Raw genomic sequence first — 21,937 nt, forward strand, 5'->3', positions numbered from 1 at the left:
CGATGCGTCTGTTGGTCGCCCTGTTGTCTTTGATGATCGTCTTTCCTGCCGCTGCTCAGACAATCCGGACGGAAGCCGCCACGGTGCGGGTGACCGAGGTGGCCAAGGATCTGGAGAATCCCTGGGGCATGGCCTTCCTGCCCGACGGGCGCCTGCTGGTGACGGAACGGCCCGGCCGGATGCGGGTGGTGCAGGCGGGCCGCGTCTCCGCGCCGCTCGGCAATGTGCCGAAGGTTTACGACAGCGGGCAGGGCGGCCTGCTGGATATCACGCTCGATCCGGATTTCGCCCGCAACCGCGTGCTGTACTTCACTTATGCCGAAGCGGGCGAAGGCGGCGCCGGCACGGCGCTGGCCAGCGCCGTCTTCGCGGAGACGCGGTTGGATGATGTAAAGGTGCTGTTCCGCCAACAGCCCAAGGTATCGGGCGGGAATCATTTCGGCAGCCGGGTCGTTGTCGGCCCCGATGGCAAACTCTGGCTCGGTGTGGGCGAGCGCTATCGCCGCGACGAGGCGCAGACCCTGACCAACCATCTGGGCAAGGTAATGCGGCTGAACCGGGATGGCAGCGTGCCGCCAGACAATCCCTTCGTCGGGCGCAGCGACGCACGGCCGGAAATCTGGTCCTACGGACATCGCAACATCCAGGGCATGACGTGGCATCCGCAGACCGGCATCGTCTGGCTGCATGAACATGGCGCGCAGGGCGGCGACGAAATCAATATTCCAGAGAGGGCCAGGAATTACGGCTGGCCGGTGATCACCCATGGCATCGACTATTCAGGCGCCAAGATTGGCATCGGCACGTCGGCGCCTGGCATGGAGCAGCCGCTACTGCACTGGACGCCCTCGATCGCGCCCTCTGGCATGGCCTTTTACACCGGCGACAAGATCCCGGCCTGGCGTGGCAACCTGTTCGTGGGGTCGCTGAAATTCGGTCTGCTGCAACGGGTGGTTCTGGATGGCACGCGGGTGGTGCGACAGGAGCAGATGCTGAAGGAGCTGGACGAGAGAATTCGCGACGTGCGTGACGGACCGGACGGTTATCTCTACGTCGCCACCGATAATCCGCGCGGCCGCATCCTGCGGCTGGAGCCGGCAAACTGAATAAAAAAGCCCGGCATCTCTGCCGGGCTTTTGTCTTGGTGCGAAAGACCGTCAGTCGGCCTTCTGCTGCAGTTCTTCCGGGACTTCCGGCTCGTCGTCGTTCGGTCCATCGACCTGCGGATCGACGCCCATCGGATCGTTCGGAATCTCGATCCGGACGTCGTTCAGATCCATGTTCAGATCGGCATCCAGCCAGTAGGTCACCATCTCCGGCCAGAAGATCAGCATGCCGACCAGGATCAGCTGCAGGATCACCCAGGGAATGGCGCCCCAGTAGATATCCGAGCTTTTCACCGACTTTGGTGCGATGCCGCGCAGGTAGAACAGCGCGAAGCCAAACGGCGGATGCATGAACGAGGTCTGCATGTTGGCGCCCAGCATGACGCCGAACCAGATCAGGTCGATGCCCAGCTTCTGCGCCACCGGGGCCAGCAGCGGAATGATGATGAAGGCGATCTCGAAGAAGTCGAGGAAGAACGCCAGGAAGAAGACGAAGATGTTGACGAAGACCAGGAAGCCGACGGCGCCGCCGGGCAAGCTGGTCAGCAGATGCTCGATCCACAAATCGCCGTCCACGCCGCGGAAGGTGAGGCCGAAGACGGTGGAGCCGACGAGGATGAACACCACCATGGCGGTGATGCGCATGGTCGAGCCCATGCCCTGCCACATCAGGTCCCAGGTCAGGCGCTTGTGGATCGCAGCCAGCGCGATCGCACCGACGGCGCCCATCGCGCCGCCTTCGGTCGGCGTGGCCAGGCCCATCAGGATGGTGCCGAGCACCAGGAAGATCAGCACCAGCGAGGGCACGATGCCCCAGAGGATTTTCTTGGTCAGCGCCCAGCCCTTGATGGTGCGGGCTTCGAGCGGCAGGGCCGGAACCCATTGCGGCTTGAAGATGCTGACACCGAAGATGAAGATGCAGAACAGCGCGACTTGCATGATGCTGGGGCCGATGGCGCCGGCATACATGTCGCCGACCGAACGGCCGAGCTGGTCGGCCAGGACCACCAGCACCAGCGACGGCGGGATCAGCTGCGTGATGGTGCCCGAGGCGGCGATCACGCCGGTGGCCAGGCGCATGTCATAGCCGTAGCGCATCATCACCGGCAGGGAGATAAGCCCCATGGCAATGACCGAGGCTGCAACCGTGCCGGTGATGGCGCCAAGCACGGCGCCGACCAGGATGACCGCATAGGCGAGGCCGCCGCGGATCGGGCCGAAGGCCTGGCCCAGGCCATCCAGCAGGTCTTCCGCCAGGCCACAGCGTTCCAGCACCGCGCCCATGAAGGTGAAGAAGGGAATGGCCAGCAGCAGGTCGTTGGCCATGATGCCGAAGACGCGCTCGGGCAGAGCCTGCAGCAGGGCGGAGGAGAAGAAGCCCTGCTCGATGCCGATGAAGCCGAAGAACAGGCCGACGGCAGCAAGCGAGAAGGCGACCGGGTAGCCGATCAGCATGAAGACGACGAGTCCCCCGAACATCAGGGGCGCCATCCAATCCAACGGAATCATCTCTGGTATCCTCGAAGTCTGAATGTCACGCCGGCTTACTGCAGCGGCTTTTCATATTTGATGATCAGTTCTTCATGACCCTGCAGCGCAGCGATGCGCTTGATGATCTCGGAGAGACCCTGGAGGGTAAGCAGGAAGAAGCCGATCGGCACGCAGATCTTGACCGGCCAGCGCAGCAGGCCCCCGGCATTGGTCGACATCTCGTGGATGCTGTAGGAGTTGTAGAACATCGGCCAAGACAGCCAGCCGATGATGACGGTGGCCGGCAGCAGGAAGAAGATGCCGCCGAGCAGGTCGATCCAGAGCTGGGCGCGCGAGGAGACATTGCCGTAGACGAGGTCGACGCGGACATGCTCGTTGCGGTTCAGCGTGTAGGACGCGCCCAGCAGGAACATCGCGCCGAACATGTACCACTGGATTTCCAGCCAGGCGTTCGAGCTCATGTTGAACAGATAGCGGGTAAAGGCATTGCCGGCGCTGATCACGCAAGACAGCAGCACGAGCCAGTTGGCAACCCAGCCGATCCAGGTGTTGAACCGATCGACAGCGGTGCTGAAAGCCAGAAGTAGCCGCATAAAAGTCCCCCTTCGTGCCGGACGGGTCCGTCCGGATCGTGGATGGTGCGCGGCATGAAATCCGGAACCATTCCCTGTTTGCGGGGCTGTTTATTATTCTATGCGGGTCGTTCTATCCAGCCCCGGCTGACGACCGGGGCTATATATAATCTACTGCCTGCGAATGAGGCATAAAATTTTTGTAAAATCTGAGGCTTAGCCCAGATTCAGCCCATTTCGCCGGTATTCGGGTTGTAATTGTTGATGGTGCGGTGGACCACGTCCAGCAGGTTGCGCTGGATCGGGTCCTGGCCGTTCAGGATCAGGGTGAAGGCGACGCGGGTCAGGCCCAGTTTGGAAGCCACCTGATCCAGGGTGATGCCGCGGGCCCGGCAGGCCGTGCTGACCTGATCGAAGGAGCCCTTGTCGAGGAACACGCGGCCCCATTCGTCGCGGCCGGTCAGGCGGATCGGCTTGAGATCGGCCGTAGGCGGCGCATTGCGGGCCTGCTTGGCGGACGGGGCTGCGCCGACGACTGGCACGGTGCGGCCGCTGCGCTGCGGCGGCCGGTAATCGGGTTCGCGCTCGAAGACTTCCAGCTGCGGTGCCTGGTCCATCAGGTGCTGCAGCATCTTGCGCATGTGCTCCATCAGGTCACCGGCGCCGCCGCCGGCATCGGGGCCATCGATCAGGATGCTGCTGAGTTCTTCCAGCCGCTTCAGGCGCGAGGCAAAGAATTCGCGCGCGCCATAAGGCAGGGCCGAACGGGCCTCGATCAGGTTCTCGAGATAGCCCTGCTTGATGTCGATTTCCATCTTGAGGATCTTGGCCCGCATCTGCGCCACATAGCGGCGCAGTTCGTCGCGGCGGCCGGTCTTGAGCACGGAAAGCCGGCCTTCAGCTACTTCGGCGGCCTGATGGAAGTCATCGACCAGAGCCGAGAACTTGCGGAAGCCCGAGACGGTATTGCGCTTCTCACCCGGATCTTCAGTGAATTTGAAGATCTGGATCGCGCGTTGCTCGATCTTGGAAACCAGTTCGTTGGCTTCCTGGTTGTGAGCGTGGTTATCGGCAATCATCGGGCGGGAGTGTGTTTCCGGTCTGGTTACATTAACCTTAACACAATCCTGTGATTTGCGAACCGTCTGGTTACTCCACCAAAAGGATAGGGTACACCGCCGAAGGGAGTCGTCCGTGGCGGCTCAGGCCGCTCGCAGACCCTGCTGCTCCACCCAGGCCTCGGTCTTCGCCAGCGCCCGCTCGAACCGGTCGAATAGTTCGTCGATCTCGCTTTCGGTGATGATCATTGGTGGGCAGAAGCCCATGACGTCGCCGCCCATGGCGCGATTGATCAGGCCTTCGTCCTGCGAGAAGTTCATGCAGGCGGCGCCGACACCGGCTGTGGGTGCGAAATTGCGCTTGGTCTTCTTGTCGGCCACCAGCTCGACGCCGCCGATCAGGCCGATGCCGCGGGCTTCGCCGACCAGCGGGTGGTCGCCCAGCTTCTTCAGGCGGGCCAGGAAGCGCGGTGATACGCTTTCCACATGCGCCAGGATGTTGCGCTCCTCATAAAGCTGCAATGCCCGCAAGGCCACGGCGGCAGCGACCGGATGACCGCCATAGGTGAAGCCATGGCCGAAGGTGCCGATCTTGCCGGAATTGTCGCGGATCACTTCATAGACATGCTCGGGCACCAGCACAGCCGAGATCGGCAGATAGGCGCCGGACAGCTGCTTGGCGCAGGAGATGAAGTCGGGTTTGTAGTCGAAGGTCTGAGCGCCCCACCATTTGCCGGTGCGGCCAAAGCCGCAGATCACTTCGTCCGAAACGCTGAGGATGTCGTGCTTCTTCAGCACCGCCTGGATGGCGGGGAAATAGCCCTTGGGCGGCAGGATCACGCCGCCGGCGCCCATGACCGGTTCGGCGAAGAAGCCGGCGATATTGTCGGCGCCTTCCTCCGCAATGAAGGCTTCCAGGTTGCGGGCCAAGCGGGCGACGAAATCGGCCTCGCTCTCGCCTGCCTCTGCAAAGCGATAATGATGCGGGCAGTCGACATGCTTGATGCGGGCTATCGGCAGGTCGAAATCGCGATGGTTGGCCGGCAGGCCGGTCAGGCTGGCGCTGGCGACGGTGACGCCGTGATAGCCCTTCATGCGGCCGAGGATGGTCTTCTTCTCAGGCTTGCCGCGCGCGTTATTGTAGTACCACATCAGCTTGATGAGGGTGTCGTTGGCGCCCGAGCCGCCCTCGGCGAAAAAGACCTTGCCCACCGGCAACGGGCTCAGCGCCTTCAGCTTCTCGGCCAGCTCGACCACCGGTCCGGTCGTCTTGTGTCCGAAGCCATGGTAGTAGGGCAGCTTGCGCATCTGCTCGATGGCGGCATCGACCAGCGCGGCCTCGCTGAAGCCCAAGCCGGCGCACCACAGGCCGGCCATGCCCTCGATGTACTCCTTGCCCTGGTCGTCATAGACATAGATGCCTTTGCCGCGCTCGATCACCAGCGGGCCGGCGATCTCATGCTTCACCATGTTGGTGTAGGGATGCATGACATGGGCGATGTCGCGGGCGGCCATCGAATTGGGGCGCGGGGTATTGGGCATGGCGGTCATGACGGTCTCCGGGGGGAAGGATCTGCTCAGTAGACGGCGAAATCGCCCGGCTGTCAAAACGGGTCGGTTGTCGAACCGGGGATTCTCTCGCTAGGCTCAGTCCATGAGCCAACCCGATATCACACTGACCTCTCCGGTCGACGGCCTGCTGCTGCGCGGCTATGCCTGGCTGCCTGCCGCTCCGCCACAGGCTGTGGTGGTGATTGCACACGGCATGGCCGAACATGCAGGACGCTATGCCCGCTTTGCTGCGGCGCTGAATGCGGCTGGTTTCGCGGCCTATGGCTTCGATCATCGCGGCCATGGCCATACGGCGCCCTCTAAGGCGGCGCTGGGCCATATGGCGGATCGCGATGCCTGGAACCGGGCGGTGACTGATCTGGCAGCTGTCTGTCGTTTGGCGGCCGAGCGTCATCCCGGCCTGCCGGTACTGCTGTTTGCCCATTCGATGGGCTCTTTCATGGCCCAGCAGTTGCTGTACCAGCATGGCGACCTGCTGGCGGGCTGCGTGCTCTGCGGCTCCAACGGCAAGCCGCCGGCAATCGCCCTGATCGGCCGGCTGGTCGCACGGCTGGAGCGCCTGCGGCATGGCCGCAGCGGCATCAGCCCGCTGATCCAGACGCTGTCCTTCGATGCCTTCAACAAACGTTTCGAGCCGGCGCGTACGGAATTCGACTGGCTGTCGCGCGATGCGGCCGAGGTGGACAAGTATATCGCCGATCCCTTATGCGGCTTTCCGATCAGCGCGCAGTCATGGATCGATCTGCTGGACGGCCTGGATGCGATGGCGCGCCCGGCCAACCAGGCGCGGATTCCCAAAAACCTGCCGATCATGGTGATTGCCGGCCGGCACGATCCGGTGTCGGGCGGCGGCAAGGGGCTGCGTCAGCTGCTGGAGGCTTATGCGGCGGCCGGCCTGACCCGGGTGGAAAGCCGTTTCTACGACGAGGCGCGGCACGAATTGCTGAACGAGACCAATCGGGACGCGGTCACGGCTGATATCATCGCCTTCCTGCGGCGCTGCCTGCCTTAACCGGCAGCCTCGTCTGCGGCCGCCGCATCGGTCAGCAGGTTGGCATAGACCTTGTTCAGCAGGTCCTTGAGCTGGCCGATCTCGGTATCGCTGAGTCCGTCGAGCGCCGTGCGTTCCAGCAGGACCGCAGCCGGGGTCAGCGCGGTCGTGGTGGTGGCGCCGGCCTCGGTCAGGCGGATGGCAATGGCGCGCGCATCTCCGGTATCACGTTCGCGCAGCACCAGCGCTGCCGCTTCCAGGCCACCGACCAGACGCGACAGCGTGGAAACCTCGATGCTGGTGCGGGCGGCCAGCTCGGTCAGTCGCTGGCCATCACGCTCACGCAACGCGGCCAGCACGCGCCAGTCCTGCAGTGTGACGCCAGCGCGCCGCAGCTCGGCACCAAAGCGATGAGCCAAGGAGACGCCGGCGCGATTGATCAGGTAAGGAAGATAGTCGTCCAACCGTAGCGGTGGCGATGCAGGCATCTTTGAGCCGGAAGCCGGCGGAGCGGAAGAGACGTCTGACGGTGGGCTGACAGCCATAGGCAACGCCGGAGCGTCAGGCCCCGAGCTTGCCCAGAACGGCTTCGATCTTCTGCTTCATGGTCGCCGCGTTAAACGGCTTGACCATGTAGTTGTTGACGCCGGCCTGGATCGCCGTCTTCACCATTTCGGTATCGCGCTGGCCGGTTGCCATGATGAAGGGCATGCGCTTGGTCAGCGGATTGCTGCGGATGGTCTTGAGCAGAGTGAGTCCATCCATCCCGTCCATGTTCCAGTCGGAGATGATCAGGTCGAATTTGTTCGAGCCCATGGCAACCAGAGCTTCCGCTCCGCTCTTGGCCTCGACGACATTCTTGATGCCGATCTCCTGCAGACAGTAGCGCGCGATGCCGCGCATGCTCATCTGGTCGTCGACGATCAAAACTCTAAGAGTGCTAGCCGAAGGCATCTCGCCCCTCGTTCTTCCTCAACGCAACCAATCGCGGCCATCCTGGCCAGCGACACCCGATTCAATGCCTAACATCATGGTTTTTAGCGCAAAAAACAAGGTTCCTCAACGCTGTTTGCAGCGGTTCAGGATCTCGGAGGCGACCTGCCCGATCCCTATTTCCGCCTGCACCGCACCGATCAGCTTCGCAGCTTTCGGCATGCCGTATACCAGGCTGGTCGACTCGTCCTGACCAATGGTCTGGGCGCCGGCTTCCAGCATCTTCTTCAGGCCCGTGGCGCCGTCCTTGCCCATGCCGGTCAGGATCACGCCAATGGCATTATGCCCCGCATGCTCGGCCACGGAATTGAAAAGGACGTCAACGGAAGGACGGTGACCGGAGACCGGCGGATCATGGTTAAGTTTGGTGTAATAGTGGCCGCCGGAGCGATGCAGCGTCAGATGGAAGTCGCCCGGGGCGATATAGACATGGCCCGGGAAGACGCGGACGTTGTCCTTTGCTTCCGTCACGGTAACCGCTGACAGCGAGTCGAGGCGGGCGGCAAAGCTGCCGGTGAAGCGCGGCGGCATATGCTGGGTGATCAGGATCGGCGGGCTGTCGGGCGGCAGGATGGTGATGACTTCTTTCAGCGCCTCGACACCGCCGGTGGACGAGCCGATCGCCACGATGATGTCGGTCGAGTTGAAGCCGGGGCCAGGGGTCAGCCGCTTGGGCGTTGCGCCTTCGACCGGGCGGTTGCGCGCCACGACGCGGGCCGTCGAGGCCATCTTGACCTTGGCGATGAGGTCGGTCCGGATCTCTTCCAGGGCGTGCTTGATGTCCAGGGTCGGCTTGGGCACGAAATCGACGGCGCCCATTTCCAGCGCCTGCATGGTGATGGTGGCGCCCTTCTGGGTCAGGGTGGACACCATCACGACCGGCATCGGCCGCAGTCGCATGATCTTTTCGAGGAATGAAATGCCGTCCATGTTCGGCATCTCGATATCCAGCGTCAGGACGTCCGGATTGAGTTCCTTGATCATGGTGCGTGCGATCAGCGGGTCGGGGGCGGCGCCCACCACCTCAAGCTCGGGATCGCTGGAAAGGGCAGCGGTCAGCAACTGACGGATCAGTGCGCTGTCGTCCACGATCAGAACTCGAATTCTCTTGCCGGCCACGATGAGCTCCGCGCGTATTTTACGCGATCTTGCGATGAATGTTGCGGCCAAGCAGCTTGAACCGTTCGGTGATGCCGAACAGGTTTTCTGAATGGCCGATATACAGGAAGCCGCCCGGCGCCAGCAGGTTGGCGTAGCGGTCGAACAGCACGCGCTGGGTGTCCTTGTCGAAGTAGATCACCACATTGCGGCAGAAAATCACGTCAAATGGGCCCTTCATCGGCCATTTGTCGATCAGGTTGAGGTGCTTGAAGCTGATCAGGTTCCGCGCCTCTTCCACCACGCGCACCTTGTCGGGGCCGTGAGGTTCGAAATACTTTTTGGCGATGTCGGCCGGCATGCCTTCCAGCGCTGTGGCGGCATAGATGCCTTCGGAGCCGCGCCGCACCATTTCGGTGTCGATGTCGGTAGCCAGGATCTTGGCGTCCCACTGCTTGATGTCGGGCATCGAACGCAGCAGCGTGATCGCCGTGGAATAGGGTTCCTCGCCGGACGAGCAGCCGGCCGACCAGATGCGGAGGCGGCGGCCCTGGCTGACGGCGCGGGCACGCACTTCCTGCAGGGCCGTGGTGGCCAGATGCTCGAAGTGGTGATTTTCGCGGAAAAACTTGGTGAGGTTCGTGGTCAGTGCGTTGAGCGTGGTGCCCAGTTCGTCGCGGCCGGCATCCGAGCCGATGAATTCAATATACTGGCGGAAGCTCTTCATGCCCAGCTTGCGCAGCCGCTTGGCCAGGCGGGCGTAGACCATGTTGTGCTTGGTCGGACCCAGCTCAATGCCGGTCCGCTCCTTCAGCATCGACCGCAGATAATCATAGTCCCCGGTCGAGAAACTGAATTCCCGGTCTTCGGCGGAAGGAATATCTGCGTTTGCCATTGGGTGTGTGATGCGCTGCGATCAGGCGGCCGCGCCGCCGGCTTCGGACGGGCCCGCGAGCATCGGCTTGCCGGTATTGTCGGCGGCTTCGAGCATGCGCTCGGAGAACATGCGCTCCAGGCCGATCAGGCCCACCATCCGCTCGCCCACCGTGATCAGGCCTTCCATGAAGCCCAGACCGCTGACCTGTTCCATGCTGGGCATGGGGCGGATTTCGTCTTCATTGATCGTGATGATGTCCGACACGGCGTCGACCAGGATGCCGACGATGCGGGAAGCGATCGAGACGATGATGACGACGTTGTATTTGGTCGGTTCGGTGCGCGGCATGCCGAAACGGGCGCGCAGATCGAAGATCGGCACGATGGCGCCACGCATGTTGATGACGCCGCGCACCACTTCGGGCGTGTTCGGCAGCGGCGTGGTTTCCGACCAGGCCCGGATTTCGCGCACGGCCATGATGTCGACGCCGTATTCCTCGTTGCCGACCGTGAATGACACGAGCTGCACGGTGCGGCTGGAGCGCGCGGTCTGTTCTGCCTCGGATGCCATACGAACTCTCCTGACTTACGCTGCGGGCGCAGCGAGACGCGGGCGGGCGCCGCGCGGCTCATGCTCCGCAATATGCTTGATGCCGGCCACGTCCAGAATGAGCGACACGCGGCCGTTGCCCAGAATGGTGGCGGCGCCGACGCCGCGGATCGGGTCGAAATTCTCTTCCAGGCTTTTGATAACGACCTGCTGTTGGCCGATGATCTCGTCCACCACCAGGCCCATCTTCGAGCTGTCTTCCAGCTCGACGATGATGACCAGCGCCTTGGTCGGGTCGTCGATGCCCATCGGCACCTTGAAGATGCGGTGCAGGTAGACCAGCGGCACGTATTCGCCACGGATGCGCAGCAGTTCGCCCTGATTGGCGACGATGTTGATCTGATCAGGCTCGGGCCGCAGGCTCTCCACGATGTTGGCAAGCGGCAGGATGTAGGACTGCACGCCGACCTTCAGCACCATGCCGTCGAGCACGGCCAGCGTCAGCGGCAGGGTCAGGATGAAGCTGGAGCCCTGGCCGGGACGCGACTGGATATGCACGCGGCCGCCCAGCGACTGGATGTTCTGGCGCACCACGTCCATACCGACGCCGCGGCCGGAGATGTTCGACACCGTATCCGCCGTCGAGAAGCCGGGCAGGAAGATCAGGTTGTCGATTTCCTCGTTGCTCAGCACCGCATCCGGGGCGACGAGCTTCTTTTCGATCGCCTTCTTCATCACCTTGTCGCGATTGATGCCGCGGCCATCGTCGGTGATTTCGATCACGATGCGGCCGCCGCGCTGGTCGGCCGAGACATGGATTACGCCTTCAGCCGGCTTGCCGGCGGCAACGCGGTCATCCGGACCCTCGATGCCATGGTCGCAGGAATTGCGGATCATGTGGGTCAGCGGATCGCCCAGTTGCTCGATCACCGTCTTGTCGATTTCGGTGTTCTCGCCGCTCATGTCGAGGCGGATCTTCTTGTTGGTCATCATCGCCAGTTCGCGCACCAGGCGCGGCAGGCGGGCAAACACGCTCTTCACCGGCTGGGCGCGCATCGCCATCACGCTTTCCTGCAGATCGCGGATGTGATGCGACAATTCAGCCAGGCCGTTGGCGAGTTCAGGATGCTGGTCGGCATGCAGATGCTCGGTCTGCTGCGCGATCATGGCATGGGTGATAACGAGCTCGCCCACCATGTTGACCAGTTTGTCGACGCGGTCGAGGTCGACGCGGATGGAGCGGACCTGCTTGGCGTCACCACCACCACCGGCGCCAGGACCGGCGCCAGCGCCAGCGCCGGCTTCAGCCTTGGCGGCGGCCGGTTTGGGGGCGGCGGCGGCTTCAGGCTTGGGCGCTGCGGCAGCGACTGGTGCTGCGGCGGGCTTGGGCGCGGCGGCCTCGGGCTTGGGAGTGGCGGCTGGTTTGGGTGCGGCGGCCGCGGCGGGCTTAGCGGCCGCGGCGGCACCGGCAGCCGGCGGATTGAGGCAGGTGACTTCGAGCAGGCAGTCGTCGAGCACGAATTCGAAGACCTCGCGGATCGCGGCTTCGCCACGATCGGTCTCGATCTCGAATTCCCACTTGATATAAGCGCCTTCGGGCTGGATCTGGTCGATCGCGGGCACCGCATCGGCATCGGCGCGGGCGATGAAGCCGCCCAGTTCGCGTAGTTCGCGGATCAGGATCAGCGGCTCGTTGGCGCGCTGGTACAGCGCATCGCGCGGCTCGAACTTCACCAGGTATTTCAGCAGCGGGGCCTTGGCCGGCGCCGCAGCTTCAGCGGCGGGTTCGGCTTCAGTCTCGGCTTCGGGTTCCGGCTCGGCCGGCACGGCGGCCGGTTCCTCGTCGAGGCTGCCGCCGGCAAGTTGCGCATCCAGCGCGGCCAGCGCCGCGTCGGCGGCATGCGGATCGGCATCGACGCCGATGGTGGCGGCCAGGTCGATCAGCGACTTGCGGCCTTCATTTTCATGATCCGGCGGCAGCTCGGTGCCGTTCTGCGCGGCCTTGACCAGATCGGACAGGATGTCGGCGCAATGCAGCACCAGCAGCACGGAATCGGGCGTCGGCTCCAGGCGGCCGTCGCGCATCAGATCCAGCACGGTCTCGAAAATATGGGCAAAGGCGACCAGGCGGTCGAAGCCGAACGCACCGGCGCCGCCCTTGATCGAATGGATCGCGCGGAACACGGCGTTCAGCGTGTTGTTGTCGCCTTCGCCGGACTGGAGCGCCATCAGATGGCCTTCCAGGTCACCGAGCAGTTCCTCGCATTCCGCGAAGAACGTTTGCTTGAATTGCGCTAGATCATCCATTGGCGCGTCCCGCTTCTGCTCCGCGTCGCCGTTCCGTTTTCAGCCGCTTACGGGCTGACCTTACGGATCACTTCCAGCAGCTTGCCCGGATCGAACGGCTTGACGATCCAACCCGTGGCACCGGCGCTGCGGCCTTCTTCCTTCTTAGACTGGCTGCTTTCGGTGGTGAGAATCAGCACCGGAATAGCCTTGTTCTTGGGCTGCTTGCGCAGCTCCTTGATGAACGTGATGCCGTCCATCACCGGCATGTTGATGTCGGTGATGATCACATCGATGTTGCTGTTGGCTTCGAGCAGGTCCAGACCTTCCTGGCCGTTCTCGCCCTGAATGACCTCAAAGCCGCCCTGCTTCAGTGCAAATTGCAGCATCTGCAGCATGGTCTTTGAATCGTCGACAGTAAGAACGCGTTTGGTCATGTCTGTACCGGCCATTTCATGAGAAACGAGAAGAGGCCCAGATCGTCAAAGGCGGATACGAAGGCGTCGCTGGGAGCTTTCACGACAAAAGCGATGCCGTGCTCCTCCATATGCTTCGCCGCCGACAGCAGGATCTGCACGCACGGAGTGGAAAGACGTTCCACCGCCGAGGCATCGATCACGATTTTGCCGCCCTGGGACAGAATCTCGTGGAAGCTATGCAAAAGGGGTTCGGCGGCGCGCAAATCCATGCTCGCCGCCAGGGCGATCTGGGTTGCATCATCCGACTTTGTAACCGTGAACGAGTCCATCCACATTCCCCCAGAACACCCGCAGGGCGGGCGTCAGCCTACCCCGCAGGAGGGGCCGGCCTTATGCAGATAAGCCTAGCTGAGGGGGCGCAGGGACGGAAGGGGGATGCATTGGGGGTTATCAAAAAACCACAATTAGCCCCGTGGCTTCCGTGCCAGCGGAAGGTGCACGAAAAATAACCCTACTGGGCGCGGCTGAGGTCGACCGTAGCGTGCTGACGTGCCTGCAGCATCCGCTTGATTTCATGATAGCGCTGGCGCAATTCCTGGCGGGTGCCGCCGGCCAGCTGAAACATCATCATAATGGCGTTTTCCAGATCTTCGGCGCAGCGCCCGATGCTGTCGAGGTCGCCGTCGGCCATTTCGGTCTCGCCAAGTTGCCGCAGATAATCGGCGATCCACAGCGAATGGACCGCAAGTTGCGACAGCGACAGGCCGTGGAAGTTGGTTTCGGTGTTGAAGCGGTCGTTGATCCGCGGCGGCGGCACGACCATGGTCTGTCGTGTCACACCATCGCGACGCGACTGGATATCCTCGATATCCTCGGCCTCGATATCGATGATCGGATCGGCGGAATAGGAATGGCTGAACCCGGCATCGTCGTGGCCGGAATCTGTATCGCGATCTGCGAACAACCCTTGATCGAGATCCAAGGTAGTTCCAATCCTGAAAAAAATCACAGTGTCAGTGGCGAATCGGACCACGGGCCCGAGTCGGGTAGACCTTAGCCACCGTGATTCCGGGGGTCAAGGAAGAACCGCGAGATCGCGGATTCTTCAGCCCTAGGGGCTACCAAATATTGGGTTATGCAGGAAAGGGCGGGAAATCAGCCCACGCCGCCGATACGGGCGCCGGTCTTGAGGACCACCTTCTGCAGGCCGGCCACCAGCTCGCGGCCGATGGCGCCGCCATCGCCGCTGATTTTCTGGCTCAGCACGACATAGAGTGCGTCGATATGCGGCGAAACGACGGCCGCACTGACCTTGGCGTCGTCGTTGTTTAGGCAATGCTCGAGATAATTGCTGAGATAATGCGTGATCGTTGTGACCAGCGGATAGCCGAAGGTGCCGCCCAGGCCCTTCATATCCCAGCAGATGCGCAGCATATGCTTGACGCTGTTCGGGTCGTCCAGGTTTGTCTGCTTGAGTTCCTCGAAAGCAACGCGCATGCGGCCGAGGTCGTCATCGGCCCATTTGGCATACATCTTATGGCCAAGCACCTGGACCGCGATCTCGGCTTCCTTGATCGCTTCCTTGTCGATGCCGCCGCCGCCGACCTTCATTTTGAGGTAATTCGGTGGCGTGACGAATTCAGCGCCGCCGTCCTGCTTCTTGTCGTCGGCGTCCGCGTTGGCCTTCGCGTCGTTGTCAGCCATGTTGGGTATCAACGCTCCTCATGCGACGGCATAACAGCCGCCACGATAACAGCGGCAAGGTAAACATCCCGTTCCGGCGCCGCAACTGAATACGCAGTTCTCAGCATAGGGACTAAAACAGCTCGACTTCACTTTTATGCGCGGCTGCAGAAGTCTTGACCCCTGCATCTTCCGAGGGCGCTCCCAGCAGATAATGCTGAAAATGGGTTCGCACCTGCTCCAGGGTCTGGCTGGCCACCAAGCCTTCACCCCAGCCGGCTGCCCGATCGGTCAGGCGTGGTGCCCAGTCGCGGCCCGACTGGTCGCGGATGATGTCTTCCACATAGCGGAGGGCATTGATTACATGCTGCTGGCGCTGGCTGCGCAGATCGTCGCTCTGCATCAGGCTGACCACTTCGCCCATGACGGGCGAGCCGGGTAGCTGCTTGCCCAGTTCAACCAGCTTGGCCGCAAAGGATTGTGCATTGGCACTCTGCACCTTCTGCAGATCCTCGACTTCTTCCTTGATGGCCAACAGGACAAGCGCGATGAAATCGAGCAGTTCACGCGTTCCGGCCGGCGACACACCTGCCGCCTCCGTACCGCCTGCCTGCGTCTTTCGATAGTCCTGCGACTGCGCCGGAACCTTCCCCATATGCCAATTCTTCCATAATTGCCGCAGATATGCACTCTTTCCGAGGCAACCCGCTGATATCTTTTTGTTATTCGCCTTGAGGGATTACGACCACCGGTTGATCATATGCGCCCCATAGTCCCTTGCCTGCACAGTGGTCAATGTTGGCATATAAGGGAAATTAAAAGCTGATAACCAGCCGTCACGGGCATAGGTGCTCTGTGGGAAACATGCTAACTACCGGATCAAGCAGGGAGTCACGAGCGGATATGGATCCGATCGATATCAAGGAGATGCTGCATCACCATCATCTCTGGCTGAAGGGCATGCCCACAGGCCAGCCGGCGGATTTTTCCGGCAAGGATTTGAGTGGTGCTGATTTGAGCGGTGCAGACCTGCGCCGGGCGTCATTCCGCATGGCCAATCTGCGCGACGCCAAGTTGTCCAAGGCGCAGCTGATGCAGTGCGACCTGTTCAAGGCTGATCTTTCCAATGCTGATCTAAGCGATGCGGATCTCACGCGCGCCGATCTGCGTGGTGCGACGATGGAGCAGGTGAATATGGCTGGCGCCAATCTCACGGGCGCCAATTTCCGCCGTGGCCTGGAACTGGGGCAGAATCCCAAAGAGGCCGTCGAAGTGCTGCGCCTGAACGTGACGGGCAGCAATTTCGCCGGGGCCACCATGGTCGGCGTTGATGCGCTGGGCGCCGATTTCAGCGGCAGCAACCTGGCCGGCGCCAATCTGCAGGACGCGGCATTGACCGATTGCCAGCTTGTCAGCGTCGATCTTTCCGGCGCAGACCTTGCCGGCGCAACGCTTGCCAGCGCCAATCTGGTGGGCGCCGAACTGGCCGGCGCCAATCTGGCAGGCGCAACGCTGCAGGGCGCCAATCTCACCGATGCGCATCTGCACGGCGTCGATCTGAGCGATGTCGATGTCTTCGGCGCCAATGTGGTGATGGCCAATATGGCGGTCGAGCATGCGACCGCCGCGCCCAAGCCGCTGAGCGAAGATGAAATCAAGGCTGCGCTCGCCGCGCATAAGAGCTGGGTCGGCGGCGGCGATGGTCGGCCCGCCAATCTGCGCGGCCAGGATCTGAGTGGATTTGACCTCAGCGACCTCGATCTTTCCGGCATCAAGCTGCGCGGCGCCGCCATGCGCGATGTGAAGCTGGACAGCACCACCTTCCAGTTCGCCGACCTGTCCGGTGTCGACCTGCGCGGCTGCAGCGCCAAGGCTACAACCTTCGCCGGTTGCAACCTGACCGGCGCCGACCTGCGCAACAGCCGACTGCATGGCAGCCGCTTCGGCAGTGCTGAAATCCTGAGTGCCAAAGGCGAACAGACCGGGCGCAGGATATATACCGACCTCTCCGGAGCCCGCTTGAACGGGGCGGCCCTGGAGGGTGTAGACTGGGGTGATGCGATCCTGCATGACGCCAGCGGTCTTGAACCCTGACCGGCCCATGGCCATGATGACCCGATGAACACGACGCCTGGCAGCATCCTGCGCCGCCCCCCGACCGCCGATGGCGGCGCTTCGGGCGATCGTCGTCGGTATTACGACCCGATTCTGAAGGTGAATGTCGTCCAGGTCTTCCAGGGCGACTTCTTCGTTTCGACCCGCGAGGGCGAAATGCTGGCCACCGTCCTGGGGTCCTGCGTGGCGGCCTGCATCCGCGATCCCGTGGCCGGGGTGGGTGGAATGAATCATTTCCTGCTGCCCGACAAGGGCGGCGAGACCAATCCGGATTTGCCGTTTTCCGCTTCTTTGCGTTACGGTAGCTACTCCATGGAGCAGCTCATCAACGGAATCCTGGGTGCCGGCGGCCGCCGTGAGCGCCTGGAAGTGAAAATCTTCGGTGGCGCCAATGTGCTGGCGGGCCTGCGCGGCATCGGCCACCAGAATGCCGATTTCGTCGAGCGCTACCTCAAGGACGAAGGCTTCCGCATCATGGGCAAGGATCTGCGCGGCACGCTGCCGCGCAAGGTCCAGTATTTCCCCTCGACCGGCATTGTCCGTATGAAGCAGATCGAGGATGCCAGTGCGAAGGCGGTGTTCCAGCGCGAGAGCACCAAGAAGATCACTGCCGTGCAGACCACGGCAGGCAGCATCGAACTCTTTGACTGAACAGCACGGGCGCTTTCGGTCATGACCTACAAACTCAATAACGTTGCAGTGCTGGTGATCGACAGCAACCACAACCACATGCAGCTTATCAAAGAGGTTTTGCGACCGCTTGGCGTGGCGCGCATCGCCGAGTGCATGAATGCGAAAGATGCGCTCACCTATCTCGAGAATAATGTCGTCGATATCATCTTCACCGAGTGGCACATGGACGGTGAGATGGACGGCCTTGGTCTGGTCGAATGGATCCGCAAGAATCCCGCCTCCAAGAATGTATTCGTGCCCATCATCATGGTGACCGCGCAGTCGGAAGAGTGGAAGGTGATGAAGGCGCGCGATGTCGGCGTCACCGAATTCCTGGTCAAGCCGTTTTCGGCCAAGACCATGGCTCGCCGCATCACGGTGGTGGTCGAATACCCCCGTCAGTTCGTGCGCACCGATGATTTCTTCGGCCCCGATCGCCGCCGCCACAAGGTGTCCAACTATACCGGCGAGGAGCGCCGCAAGGACATGATGGAAAAGGGCGACCAGCAGATGGACGATGATGCCGTCGAGCGGCTGCTGAACGAGATCTGAGCCGTATTCTGCGCCCGGCCCGGGCCATGGATGCTGCAATCCCGGCTTGACGGACCTTCGTCGCAGGACCAAGATTCATACCAGACAGAGTCGATTTGGGAGGTCAGCCGTTTCGGCATGAGCGAGGTTGTCGCCTTGCATCAGTTCCGGCGTTCGATGCCTGAGGACTCCGCTTCGCAGGGAGCGGCTCCGGGTGCGGACGCAAAGCTGATCGTCGCCAGAAGCACCGACCCCAGGCCGGCAGTAGAGCCGGCCGTATTTTTTGATCGCCGCGAATTCAATCTGATCCTCAATCTCTATGCCCGCATGGTCGGTCAGGGCGAATGGCGCGACTATGCTATCGGGCATGACCGCGAGAGCTGCAGCTTCGCGGTATTCCGTCGCACTGCGGATGGCGCGCTCTACCGTATCGTCAAGACGCCGAAATTGGCGCGCAAGCAGGGCGCCTTTGCCATTATCGCACAGGGCGGCCGTGTGCTGCGCCGTGGTCGCGATCTCGATGTCATGCTGCGCTTCTTCGAGCCTAAGCGCGAAGCAGTCTTCTGATCCCTTAAAAGAAAAGGCCCCCGTCCAGCGGACGAGGGCCTTTCCGGATCGAGATGCTTGAAAGCGATTAGGCCTTCTTGGCCTTCTTCGCCGGCTTGGCAGCCTTCTTCTCGCCAGTCTTCTTCTTCTCAGCCTTCTTCTTAGCGGGCTGAGCGGTCTGGGCTTCGGCGGCCGGAGCGAAGGCGGGGGCAACAGCGCCAGCCAGGAAGCCAGCCATCACGAAAGCAGCGGCGATCGTCTTGAAACGGGTCAACATCGGGGTCCATCCCTTACAACAGTGTTGCTGCATGCCAGCGAATCACAGGCTGCATCACGGTCATTCTTGCGCCTGTCTTCTCTGAACGGCAATGGCCGATATTTTATCTGCGACACTCTGTCGGTTTACGGTTTTTTTATACGGACGTGACAGAAGCGATGTCCCGACGATGCTTGGCCACAGACGGGCGCTCGGCCAGCCGACGTTCGAAATGCGGTTTTACCGCAGCATTTTCGCCACTTTCCACACCGGCGCGCAGCCAGAGTTGCCAGAACAGATCGCGCTGCGCATGACTGCCGCCGATCTGCTGCAGGCCCTGCAAAGCCGGAGATAATTTTTCGAACACCTCGCGCCATGCGCCGCGGCCATAGGCGGCGACGCCTTCAGCCAACGGCAGCCCGACGTTGCGCCAGATCCGCCCGGTCAGGTGATCGGGCTGCGCATCGACATATGTCTGCAGGCTTTGCAGCAGGCGCTCCACGGCTGCATCGCGGCCGGCGCGGCTTAACCCCAGAAGGTAATGCGCATCCAGGAACGGCTCGACATGCTCGGGTCCGCGCCGCTCCAGGTAATCGGCGACATCCTGCCAGCGCTCACCCACATCCAGGCCGGCGATCTCCAGGCGCGCCAGCAGCGCCACGGCGTTCACCTGGTCCTGGCTGTAGTCCTTCACCAGGCCCCAGACCTGCTGGTCGTACAGCCGTAGCGCGGTGTCGGGCTGGTCGCAATCGATCGCGAAAAGCCCGACATGCCACCAGTTATGGCTGCGCATGAAGGAATTTCTGTCGGCCCAGGTGTCGGCCAGGGCCGTCATCGTCTCCAGGCCCTCGGCACAGCGGCCCTGGGCTTCCATCACATGTGCGAGAGCATGATGCGCCCAAGGTTCGCCACGCTTGAGGCTGATGGCATGGCGGGCGGCAGCCTCGGCCTCCTCCAGCCGGTTCATTTCCTCGAGCCCGAAGGCCAGCATGCCATGCATCTCGGCGCGCTCGCGGTGCGCCGGCAGGGCGGCCTCGGCCACCGCCAGCATCCCGGCCAGGTCACCGACGTGGAACATGTGATACTGCGCCATCTTCATGGCCGGCAAGTCATCGGGCCAGCGGGCGCTGAGTTCGCGGCAGCGCGCGATGGCTGCAGCGGCATCGCCGTTCACCCAGGCACTTACCTGAGCATGCCACAGCCGTTCGCGATCGGTGGCGGCCTGCAGATGCGGCTCGGCGCCAGCCAGCCATGGCCTGGCCCTGGCGACGGACTGGCCGGTCTGCAGGAACATCTCCAGCGCCGCCGCCTTGGCCTGCGCCAGCACGCAGGCTGGATCGGCCTTGGCCGCAGTCCAGACAGCGGCCGCCGTGGTGCCGTAAGTGATGAAACTGGTGTCGAAGGTGTTCAGGCCCTCGATGGCGGCGGGATTGTCGGTGGCGACGTCCAGGTTCCACTGATCCTGCAGCATGCCGCGTCGGTCCTATCGGCCCTGCCAGTCGTTGATCTTGTCGAGCGGATAGATCGGCCGGCGCAGGTTGGCGTAGTCGAGAATGCTGTTATCCGAGGTGGTGACACCTTCACCGTCCAGCGTGAAGGTCGCCTTGGCCAGCGGAGCGAAGCCGGCCCGGTAATGGATGCGCGACTTCAGCAGCAGGTAGCGCTTGTGCTCGGGCTCGATGCCGACGGAGCGGAACACGCCGGTATCCCAGGGCTCGTGGTGCCGCGAGACCACGACGATCTGCATCCGGCCATCCACTTCCAATACGGCTGTCGGGCCCATCATGACCTTGTAGCCTGTATACATCGGGCCGCGCACGATCCATTCGCCATCGGTCACGGTGCGCACCCTGCCGGTCAGTTTTAGCGGCTTGCCTTTCAGCTTCAGCGACGGCATGTCGCTCTTGCCACCCAGCTCCAGCGTCACGGTGGCACCGACACCGGCCTTCTGCATGACCTGCACGGCTTCAGGGTCCCAGACGGCGCCGACGGCCACGTCTTCCAGGCCCTGTTTCAGCACTTCGGCGATCACCATCATCACGTCTTGGGTACCGCCCGAGCCGCAGTTGTCGGCATGGTCGAGCAGGATCACCGGACCGTCCTTCAGCTTCTTGGCCTTGGCCACCGTCTCGGCCAGATCGCGATGCTGGTAGATGTGGATGTCGCGCTTGTCCCAGACCTGTGCCGCGATCCGATCGGCCGCCGCATCGGCCTGCGCCTGGTCGTCGCCCACGGTGATCACCGTGGTGCCGGCATCGCGGATGTCGGCCATGGCGAAGCCGCCGAACACGCTGGCGCAGGGCAGGCCTTTCGTTTCCTCGTTCACACAGGCCTGGATGGCGGATTTCATCGGCTCGTCATCCGTGCCCTGACACAGCGTCTGCGACAGCAGCGGCAGCTGGCGTAGCGCCATCGCCGGCTTGCTGCGCTTGCCGGCCATGAATTCCAGCACCACGCGGCCGACCTGCTGCGCCACCACGTCCATGTCGACATGCGGGTAGGTCTTGTAGCCGATCAGTGCCGTGCAGTTGGCCACCATCTTGGGTGTCAGGTTGCAATGCAGGTCTAGCGTCACGGCAATCGGCAAGTCTGGCGCGATCTGGCGGATCTGCTCCAGCAGCGTGCCTTCGCCGTCTTCCAGCCCGTCCACCACCATGGCGCCGTGCAGGTCGAGCAGGCAGCCGTCGCAGCCGGCGCGCACGGCCTCCAGGATCGGATCGGTCAGGCGCTTCCAGGCATCCTTGGTGACCTTGCCGCCGGGCATGGCCTCGGCCGCCATCGGCAGCACCACCTCGGCGCCGAATTCCTTGGCGAGGTTGAGGTAGACGCCGAGCGGCATGTTGGTCTTGGCATAGGCGTCGATGGCGGCTTGGCCGGTATAGAGGCCCCAGGACTCGAAACGGGCGAAATCGGTGACGATCGGCGAGAAGGTGTTGGTCTCGTGCTTCACCATCGCAAGGACAAGCTTCATGGGGCGGGCAACCTTTTGCAGAAGTTCGTAAGCAGACGAATAAAGCTTAAGACCGCCGGCTCGGGCTTGTCACGGGAGAACGTAATGGTTCGCTCAGGTACGCAAGAAAAAGGCCCCGGCAGTTGCCTGCCGGGGCCTCGGTCTTTTCCGG

The 21,937-nt window shown here is 62.5% G+C and carries 24 protein-coding genes; 6 read left to right on the plus strand and 18 right to left on the minus strand.

What is annotated here, in order from left to right; all coding sequences use genetic code 11:
- Window positions 1-2 precede the first annotated feature (2 nt).
- On the plus strand, window positions 3-1,106 hold the full coding sequence (locus AC1RRT_RS12420) for a PQQ-dependent sugar dehydrogenase (protein ID WP_493014115.1): 1,104 nt from the start codon (window positions 3-5) through the stop codon (window positions 1,104-1,106).
- 51 nt (window positions 1,107-1,157) lie between these two features.
- On the opposite strand, the gene AC1RRT_RS12425 is transcribed toward AC1RRT_RS12420, so the two are convergent.
- From AC1RRT_RS12425 to AC1RRT_RS12440, 4 genes are all read right to left on the minus strand, one after another.
- Entirely contained in the window at window positions 1,158-2,615 is a 1,458-nt protein-coding gene (locus AC1RRT_RS12425) for a TRAP transporter large permease (protein ID WP_493014116.1), read from the minus strand.
- A gap of 35 nt (window positions 2,616-2,650) precedes the next feature.
- Window positions 2,651-3,190 carry a TRAP transporter small permease subunit gene (locus AC1RRT_RS12430; RefSeq protein ID WP_493014117.1) on the minus strand — a complete coding sequence of 180 codons (540 nt, stop codon included), beginning with the start codon at window positions 3,188-3,190 and terminating at the stop codon, window positions 2,651-2,653.
- Window positions 3,191-3,396: 206 nt separating this feature from the next.
- Window positions 3,397-4,248, minus strand: a complete 852-nt coding sequence (locus tag AC1RRT_RS12435) for a hypothetical protein (RefSeq protein ID WP_493014118.1) — start codon at window positions 4,246-4,248, stop codon at window positions 3,397-3,399.
- Window positions 4,249-4,371: 123 nt separating this feature from the next.
- The gene (locus AC1RRT_RS12440) at window positions 4,372-5,778 is read right to left on the minus strand and encodes an aspartate aminotransferase family protein (RefSeq protein WP_493014119.1); all 1,407 of its coding nucleotides are present in this window, start codon (window positions 5,776-5,778) and stop codon (window positions 4,372-4,374) included.
- A 103-nt stretch (window positions 5,779-5,881) separates the two neighbouring features.
- On the opposite strand from AC1RRT_RS12440, the gene AC1RRT_RS12445 reads away from it, so the two are divergent.
- The gene (locus AC1RRT_RS12445) at window positions 5,882-6,811 is read left to right on the plus strand and encodes an alpha/beta fold hydrolase (RefSeq protein ID WP_493014120.1); all 930 of its coding nucleotides are present in this window, start codon (window positions 5,882-5,884) and stop codon (window positions 6,809-6,811) included.
- Here the strand turns inward: AC1RRT_RS12445 and AC1RRT_RS12450 are convergent.
- From AC1RRT_RS12450 to AC1RRT_RS12500, 11 genes are all read right to left on the minus strand, one after another.
- Window positions 6,808-7,278 (minus strand): MarR family winged helix-turn-helix transcriptional regulator, encoded by a 471-nt coding sequence (locus AC1RRT_RS12450; RefSeq protein WP_493014121.1) that lies wholly within the window; start codon window positions 7,276-7,278, stop codon window positions 6,808-6,810. The two genes, AC1RRT_RS12445 and AC1RRT_RS12450, sit on opposite strands and share 4 nt — an antisense overlap.
- Window positions 7,279-7,351: 73 nt before the next feature.
- A complete protein-coding gene (locus AC1RRT_RS12455; protein WP_493014122.1) occupies window positions 7,352-7,744 on the minus strand; it encodes a response regulator in 393 nt (130 codons plus the stop codon).
- Window positions 7,745-7,849: 105 nt separating this feature from the next.
- A complete protein-coding gene (locus AC1RRT_RS12460) occupies window positions 7,850-8,902 on the minus strand; it encodes a protein-glutamate methylesterase/protein-glutamine glutaminase (protein ID WP_493014123.1) in 1,053 nt (350 codons plus the stop codon).
- A gap of 19 nt (window positions 8,903-8,921) precedes the next feature.
- Window positions 8,922-9,776: a CheR family methyltransferase gene (locus AC1RRT_RS12465; RefSeq protein WP_493014124.1), complete on the minus strand. Its 855-nt coding sequence runs from the start codon at window positions 9,774-9,776 to the stop codon at window positions 8,922-8,924.
- Window positions 9,777-9,797: 21 nt separating this feature from the next.
- Entirely contained in the window at window positions 9,798-10,328 is a 531-nt protein-coding gene (locus AC1RRT_RS12470; protein ID WP_493014125.1) for a chemotaxis protein CheW, read from the minus strand.
- Window positions 10,329-10,343: 15 nt separating this feature from the next.
- On the minus strand, window positions 10,344-12,614 hold the full coding sequence (locus tag AC1RRT_RS12475) for a chemotaxis protein CheA (protein ID WP_493014126.1): 2,271 nt from the start codon (window positions 12,612-12,614) through the stop codon (window positions 10,344-10,346).
- Window positions 12,615-12,661: 47 nt separating this feature from the next.
- On the minus strand, window positions 12,662-13,030 hold the full coding sequence (locus AC1RRT_RS12480; protein ID WP_492980034.1) for a response regulator: 369 nt from the start codon (window positions 13,028-13,030) through the stop codon (window positions 12,662-12,664).
- The gene (locus tag AC1RRT_RS12485) at window positions 13,027-13,341 is read right to left on the minus strand and encodes an STAS domain-containing protein (protein WP_493014127.1); all 315 of its coding nucleotides are present in this window, start codon (window positions 13,339-13,341) and stop codon (window positions 13,027-13,029) included. Before AC1RRT_RS12485 ends, AC1RRT_RS12480 begins: the two co-directional genes overlap by 4 nt.
- A gap of 182 nt (window positions 13,342-13,523) precedes the next feature.
- Complete coding sequence (locus AC1RRT_RS12490; RefSeq protein WP_493014128.1) at window positions 13,524-13,994, minus strand: hypothetical protein; 471 nt, start codon at window positions 13,992-13,994, stop codon at window positions 13,524-13,526.
- 173 nt (window positions 13,995-14,167) lie between these two features.
- Window positions 14,168-14,716, minus strand: coding sequence for a hypothetical protein (locus AC1RRT_RS12495; RefSeq protein WP_493014129.1), 549 nt, complete (start codon window positions 14,714-14,716; stop codon window positions 14,168-14,170).
- Between the two features lie 112 nt (window positions 14,717-14,828).
- Entirely contained in the window at window positions 14,829-15,350 is a 522-nt protein-coding gene (locus tag AC1RRT_RS12500; RefSeq protein WP_493014130.1) for a hypothetical protein, read from the minus strand.
- Window positions 15,351-15,598: 248 nt separating this feature from the next.
- Here AC1RRT_RS12500 and AC1RRT_RS12505 point away from each other — a divergent pair, with 248 nt between their 5' ends.
- From AC1RRT_RS12505 to AC1RRT_RS12520, 4 genes are all read left to right on the plus strand, one after another.
- Entirely contained in the window at window positions 15,599-16,789 is a 1,191-nt protein-coding gene (locus tag AC1RRT_RS12505) for a pentapeptide repeat-containing protein (protein ID WP_493014131.1), read from the plus strand.
- A gap of 24 nt (window positions 16,790-16,813) precedes the next feature.
- Window positions 16,814-17,461, plus strand: coding sequence for a chemoreceptor glutamine deamidase CheD (locus AC1RRT_RS12510; RefSeq protein ID WP_493014132.1), 648 nt, complete (start codon window positions 16,814-16,816; stop codon window positions 17,459-17,461).
- A gap of 21 nt (window positions 17,462-17,482) precedes the next feature.
- Window positions 17,483-18,034 carry a response regulator gene (locus AC1RRT_RS12515; RefSeq protein ID WP_493014133.1) on the plus strand — a complete coding sequence of 184 codons (552 nt, stop codon included), beginning with the start codon at window positions 17,483-17,485 and terminating at the stop codon, window positions 18,032-18,034.
- A gap of 117 nt (window positions 18,035-18,151) precedes the next feature.
- Entirely contained in the window at window positions 18,152-18,580 is a 429-nt protein-coding gene (locus AC1RRT_RS12520; RefSeq protein WP_493014134.1) for a DUF2794 domain-containing protein, read from the plus strand.
- 67 nt (window positions 18,581-18,647) lie between these two features.
- On the opposite strand, the gene AC1RRT_RS12525 is transcribed toward AC1RRT_RS12520, so the two are convergent.
- The 3 genes from AC1RRT_RS12525 to AC1RRT_RS12535 all read right to left on the minus strand — a co-directional run bounded on the left by AC1RRT_RS12525 (window position 18,648) and on the right by AC1RRT_RS12535 (window position 21,786).
- Window positions 18,648-18,836: a hypothetical protein gene (locus AC1RRT_RS12525; RefSeq protein ID WP_492980043.1), complete on the minus strand. Its 189-nt coding sequence runs from the start codon at window positions 18,834-18,836 to the stop codon at window positions 18,648-18,650.
- A gap of 136 nt (window positions 18,837-18,972) precedes the next feature.
- Complete coding sequence (locus AC1RRT_RS12530) at window positions 18,973-20,286, minus strand: tetratricopeptide repeat protein (RefSeq protein ID WP_493014135.1); 1,314 nt, start codon at window positions 20,284-20,286, stop codon at window positions 18,973-18,975.
- A gap of 12 nt (window positions 20,287-20,298) precedes the next feature.
- Window positions 20,299-21,786 carry a M81 family metallopeptidase gene (locus tag AC1RRT_RS12535; RefSeq protein ID WP_493014136.1) on the minus strand — a complete coding sequence of 496 codons (1,488 nt, stop codon included), beginning with the start codon at window positions 21,784-21,786 and terminating at the stop codon, window positions 20,299-20,301.
- Window positions 21,787-21,937: the final 151 nt, after the last annotated feature.

This window comes from Ferrovibrio sp. GW821-FHT12B10 (assembly GCF_058807515.1).

Bases quoted from the DNA above. Each gene is read 5' to 3' on its own strand.
- AC1RRT_RS12435 (WP_493014118.1), bottom strand. From the start codon at position 4,248: ATGATTGCCGATAACCACGCTCACAACCAGGAAGCCAACGAACTGGTT.
- AC1RRT_RS12515 (WP_493014133.1), top strand. From the start codon at position 17,483: ATGACCTACAAACTCAATAACGTTGCAGTGCTGGTGATCGACAGCAAC.
- AC1RRT_RS12520 (WP_493014134.1), top strand. From the start codon at position 18,152: ATGAGCGAGGTTGTCGCCTTGCATCAGTTCCGGCGTTCGATGCCTGAG.
- AC1RRT_RS12465 (WP_493014124.1), bottom strand. From the start codon at position 9,776: ATGGCAAACGCAGATATTCCTTCCGCCGAAGACCGGGAATTCAGTTTC.
- AC1RRT_RS12470 (WP_493014125.1), bottom strand. From the start codon at position 10,328: ATGGCATCCGAGGCAGAACAGACCGCGCGCTCCAGCCGCACCGTGCAG.
- AC1RRT_RS12510 (WP_493014132.1), top strand. From the start codon at position 16,814: ATGAACACGACGCCTGGCAGCATCCTGCGCCGCCCCCCGACCGCCGAT.
- AC1RRT_RS12425 (WP_493014116.1), bottom strand. From the start codon at position 2,615: ATGATTCCGTTGGATTGGATGGCGCCCCTGATGTTCGGGGGACTCGTC.
- AC1RRT_RS12445 (WP_493014120.1), top strand. From the start codon at position 5,882: ATGAGCCAACCCGATATCACACTGACCTCTCCGGTCGACGGCCTGCTG.
- AC1RRT_RS12440 (WP_493014119.1), bottom strand. From the start codon at position 5,778: ATGACCGCCATGCCCAATACCCCGCGCCCCAATTCGATGGCCGCCCGC.
- AC1RRT_RS12455 (WP_493014122.1), bottom strand. From the start codon at position 7,744: ATGCCTTCGGCTAGCACTCTTAGAGTTTTGATCGTCGACGACCAGATG.
- AC1RRT_RS12450 (WP_493014121.1), bottom strand. From the start codon at position 7,278: ATGCCTGCATCGCCACCGCTACGGTTGGACGACTATCTTCCTTACCTG.
- AC1RRT_RS12480 (WP_492980034.1), bottom strand. From the start codon at position 13,030: ATGACCAAACGCGTTCTTACTGTCGACGATTCAAAGACCATGCTGCAG.
- AC1RRT_RS12475 (WP_493014126.1), bottom strand. From the start codon at position 12,614: ATGGATGATCTAGCGCAATTCAAGCAAACGTTCTTCGCGGAATGCGAG.
- AC1RRT_RS12535 (WP_493014136.1), bottom strand. From the start codon at position 21,786: ATGAAGCTTGTCCTTGCGATGGTGAAGCACGAGACCAACACCTTCTCG.
- AC1RRT_RS12530 (WP_493014135.1), bottom strand. From the start codon at position 20,286: ATGCTGCAGGATCAGTGGAACCTGGACGTCGCCACCGACAATCCCGCC.
- AC1RRT_RS12430 (WP_493014117.1), bottom strand. From the start codon at position 3,190: ATGCGGCTACTTCTGGCTTTCAGCACCGCTGTCGATCGGTTCAACACC.
- AC1RRT_RS12420 (WP_493014115.1), top strand. From the start codon at position 3: ATGCGTCTGTTGGTCGCCCTGTTGTCTTTGATGATCGTCTTTCCTGCC.
- AC1RRT_RS12485 (WP_493014127.1), bottom strand. From the start codon at position 13,341: ATGGACTCGTTCACGGTTACAAAGTCGGATGATGCAACCCAGATCGCC.
- AC1RRT_RS12525 (WP_492980043.1), bottom strand. From the start codon at position 18,836: ATGTTGACCCGTTTCAAGACGATCGCCGCTGCTTTCGTGATGGCTGGC.
- AC1RRT_RS12505 (WP_493014131.1), top strand. From the start codon at position 15,599: ATGGATCCGATCGATATCAAGGAGATGCTGCATCACCATCATCTCTGG.
- AC1RRT_RS12500 (WP_493014130.1), bottom strand. From the start codon at position 15,350: ATGGGGAAGGTTCCGGCGCAGTCGCAGGACTATCGAAAGACGCAGGCA.
- AC1RRT_RS12495 (WP_493014129.1), bottom strand. From the start codon at position 14,716: ATGGCTGACAACGACGCGAAGGCCAACGCGGACGCCGACGACAAGAAG.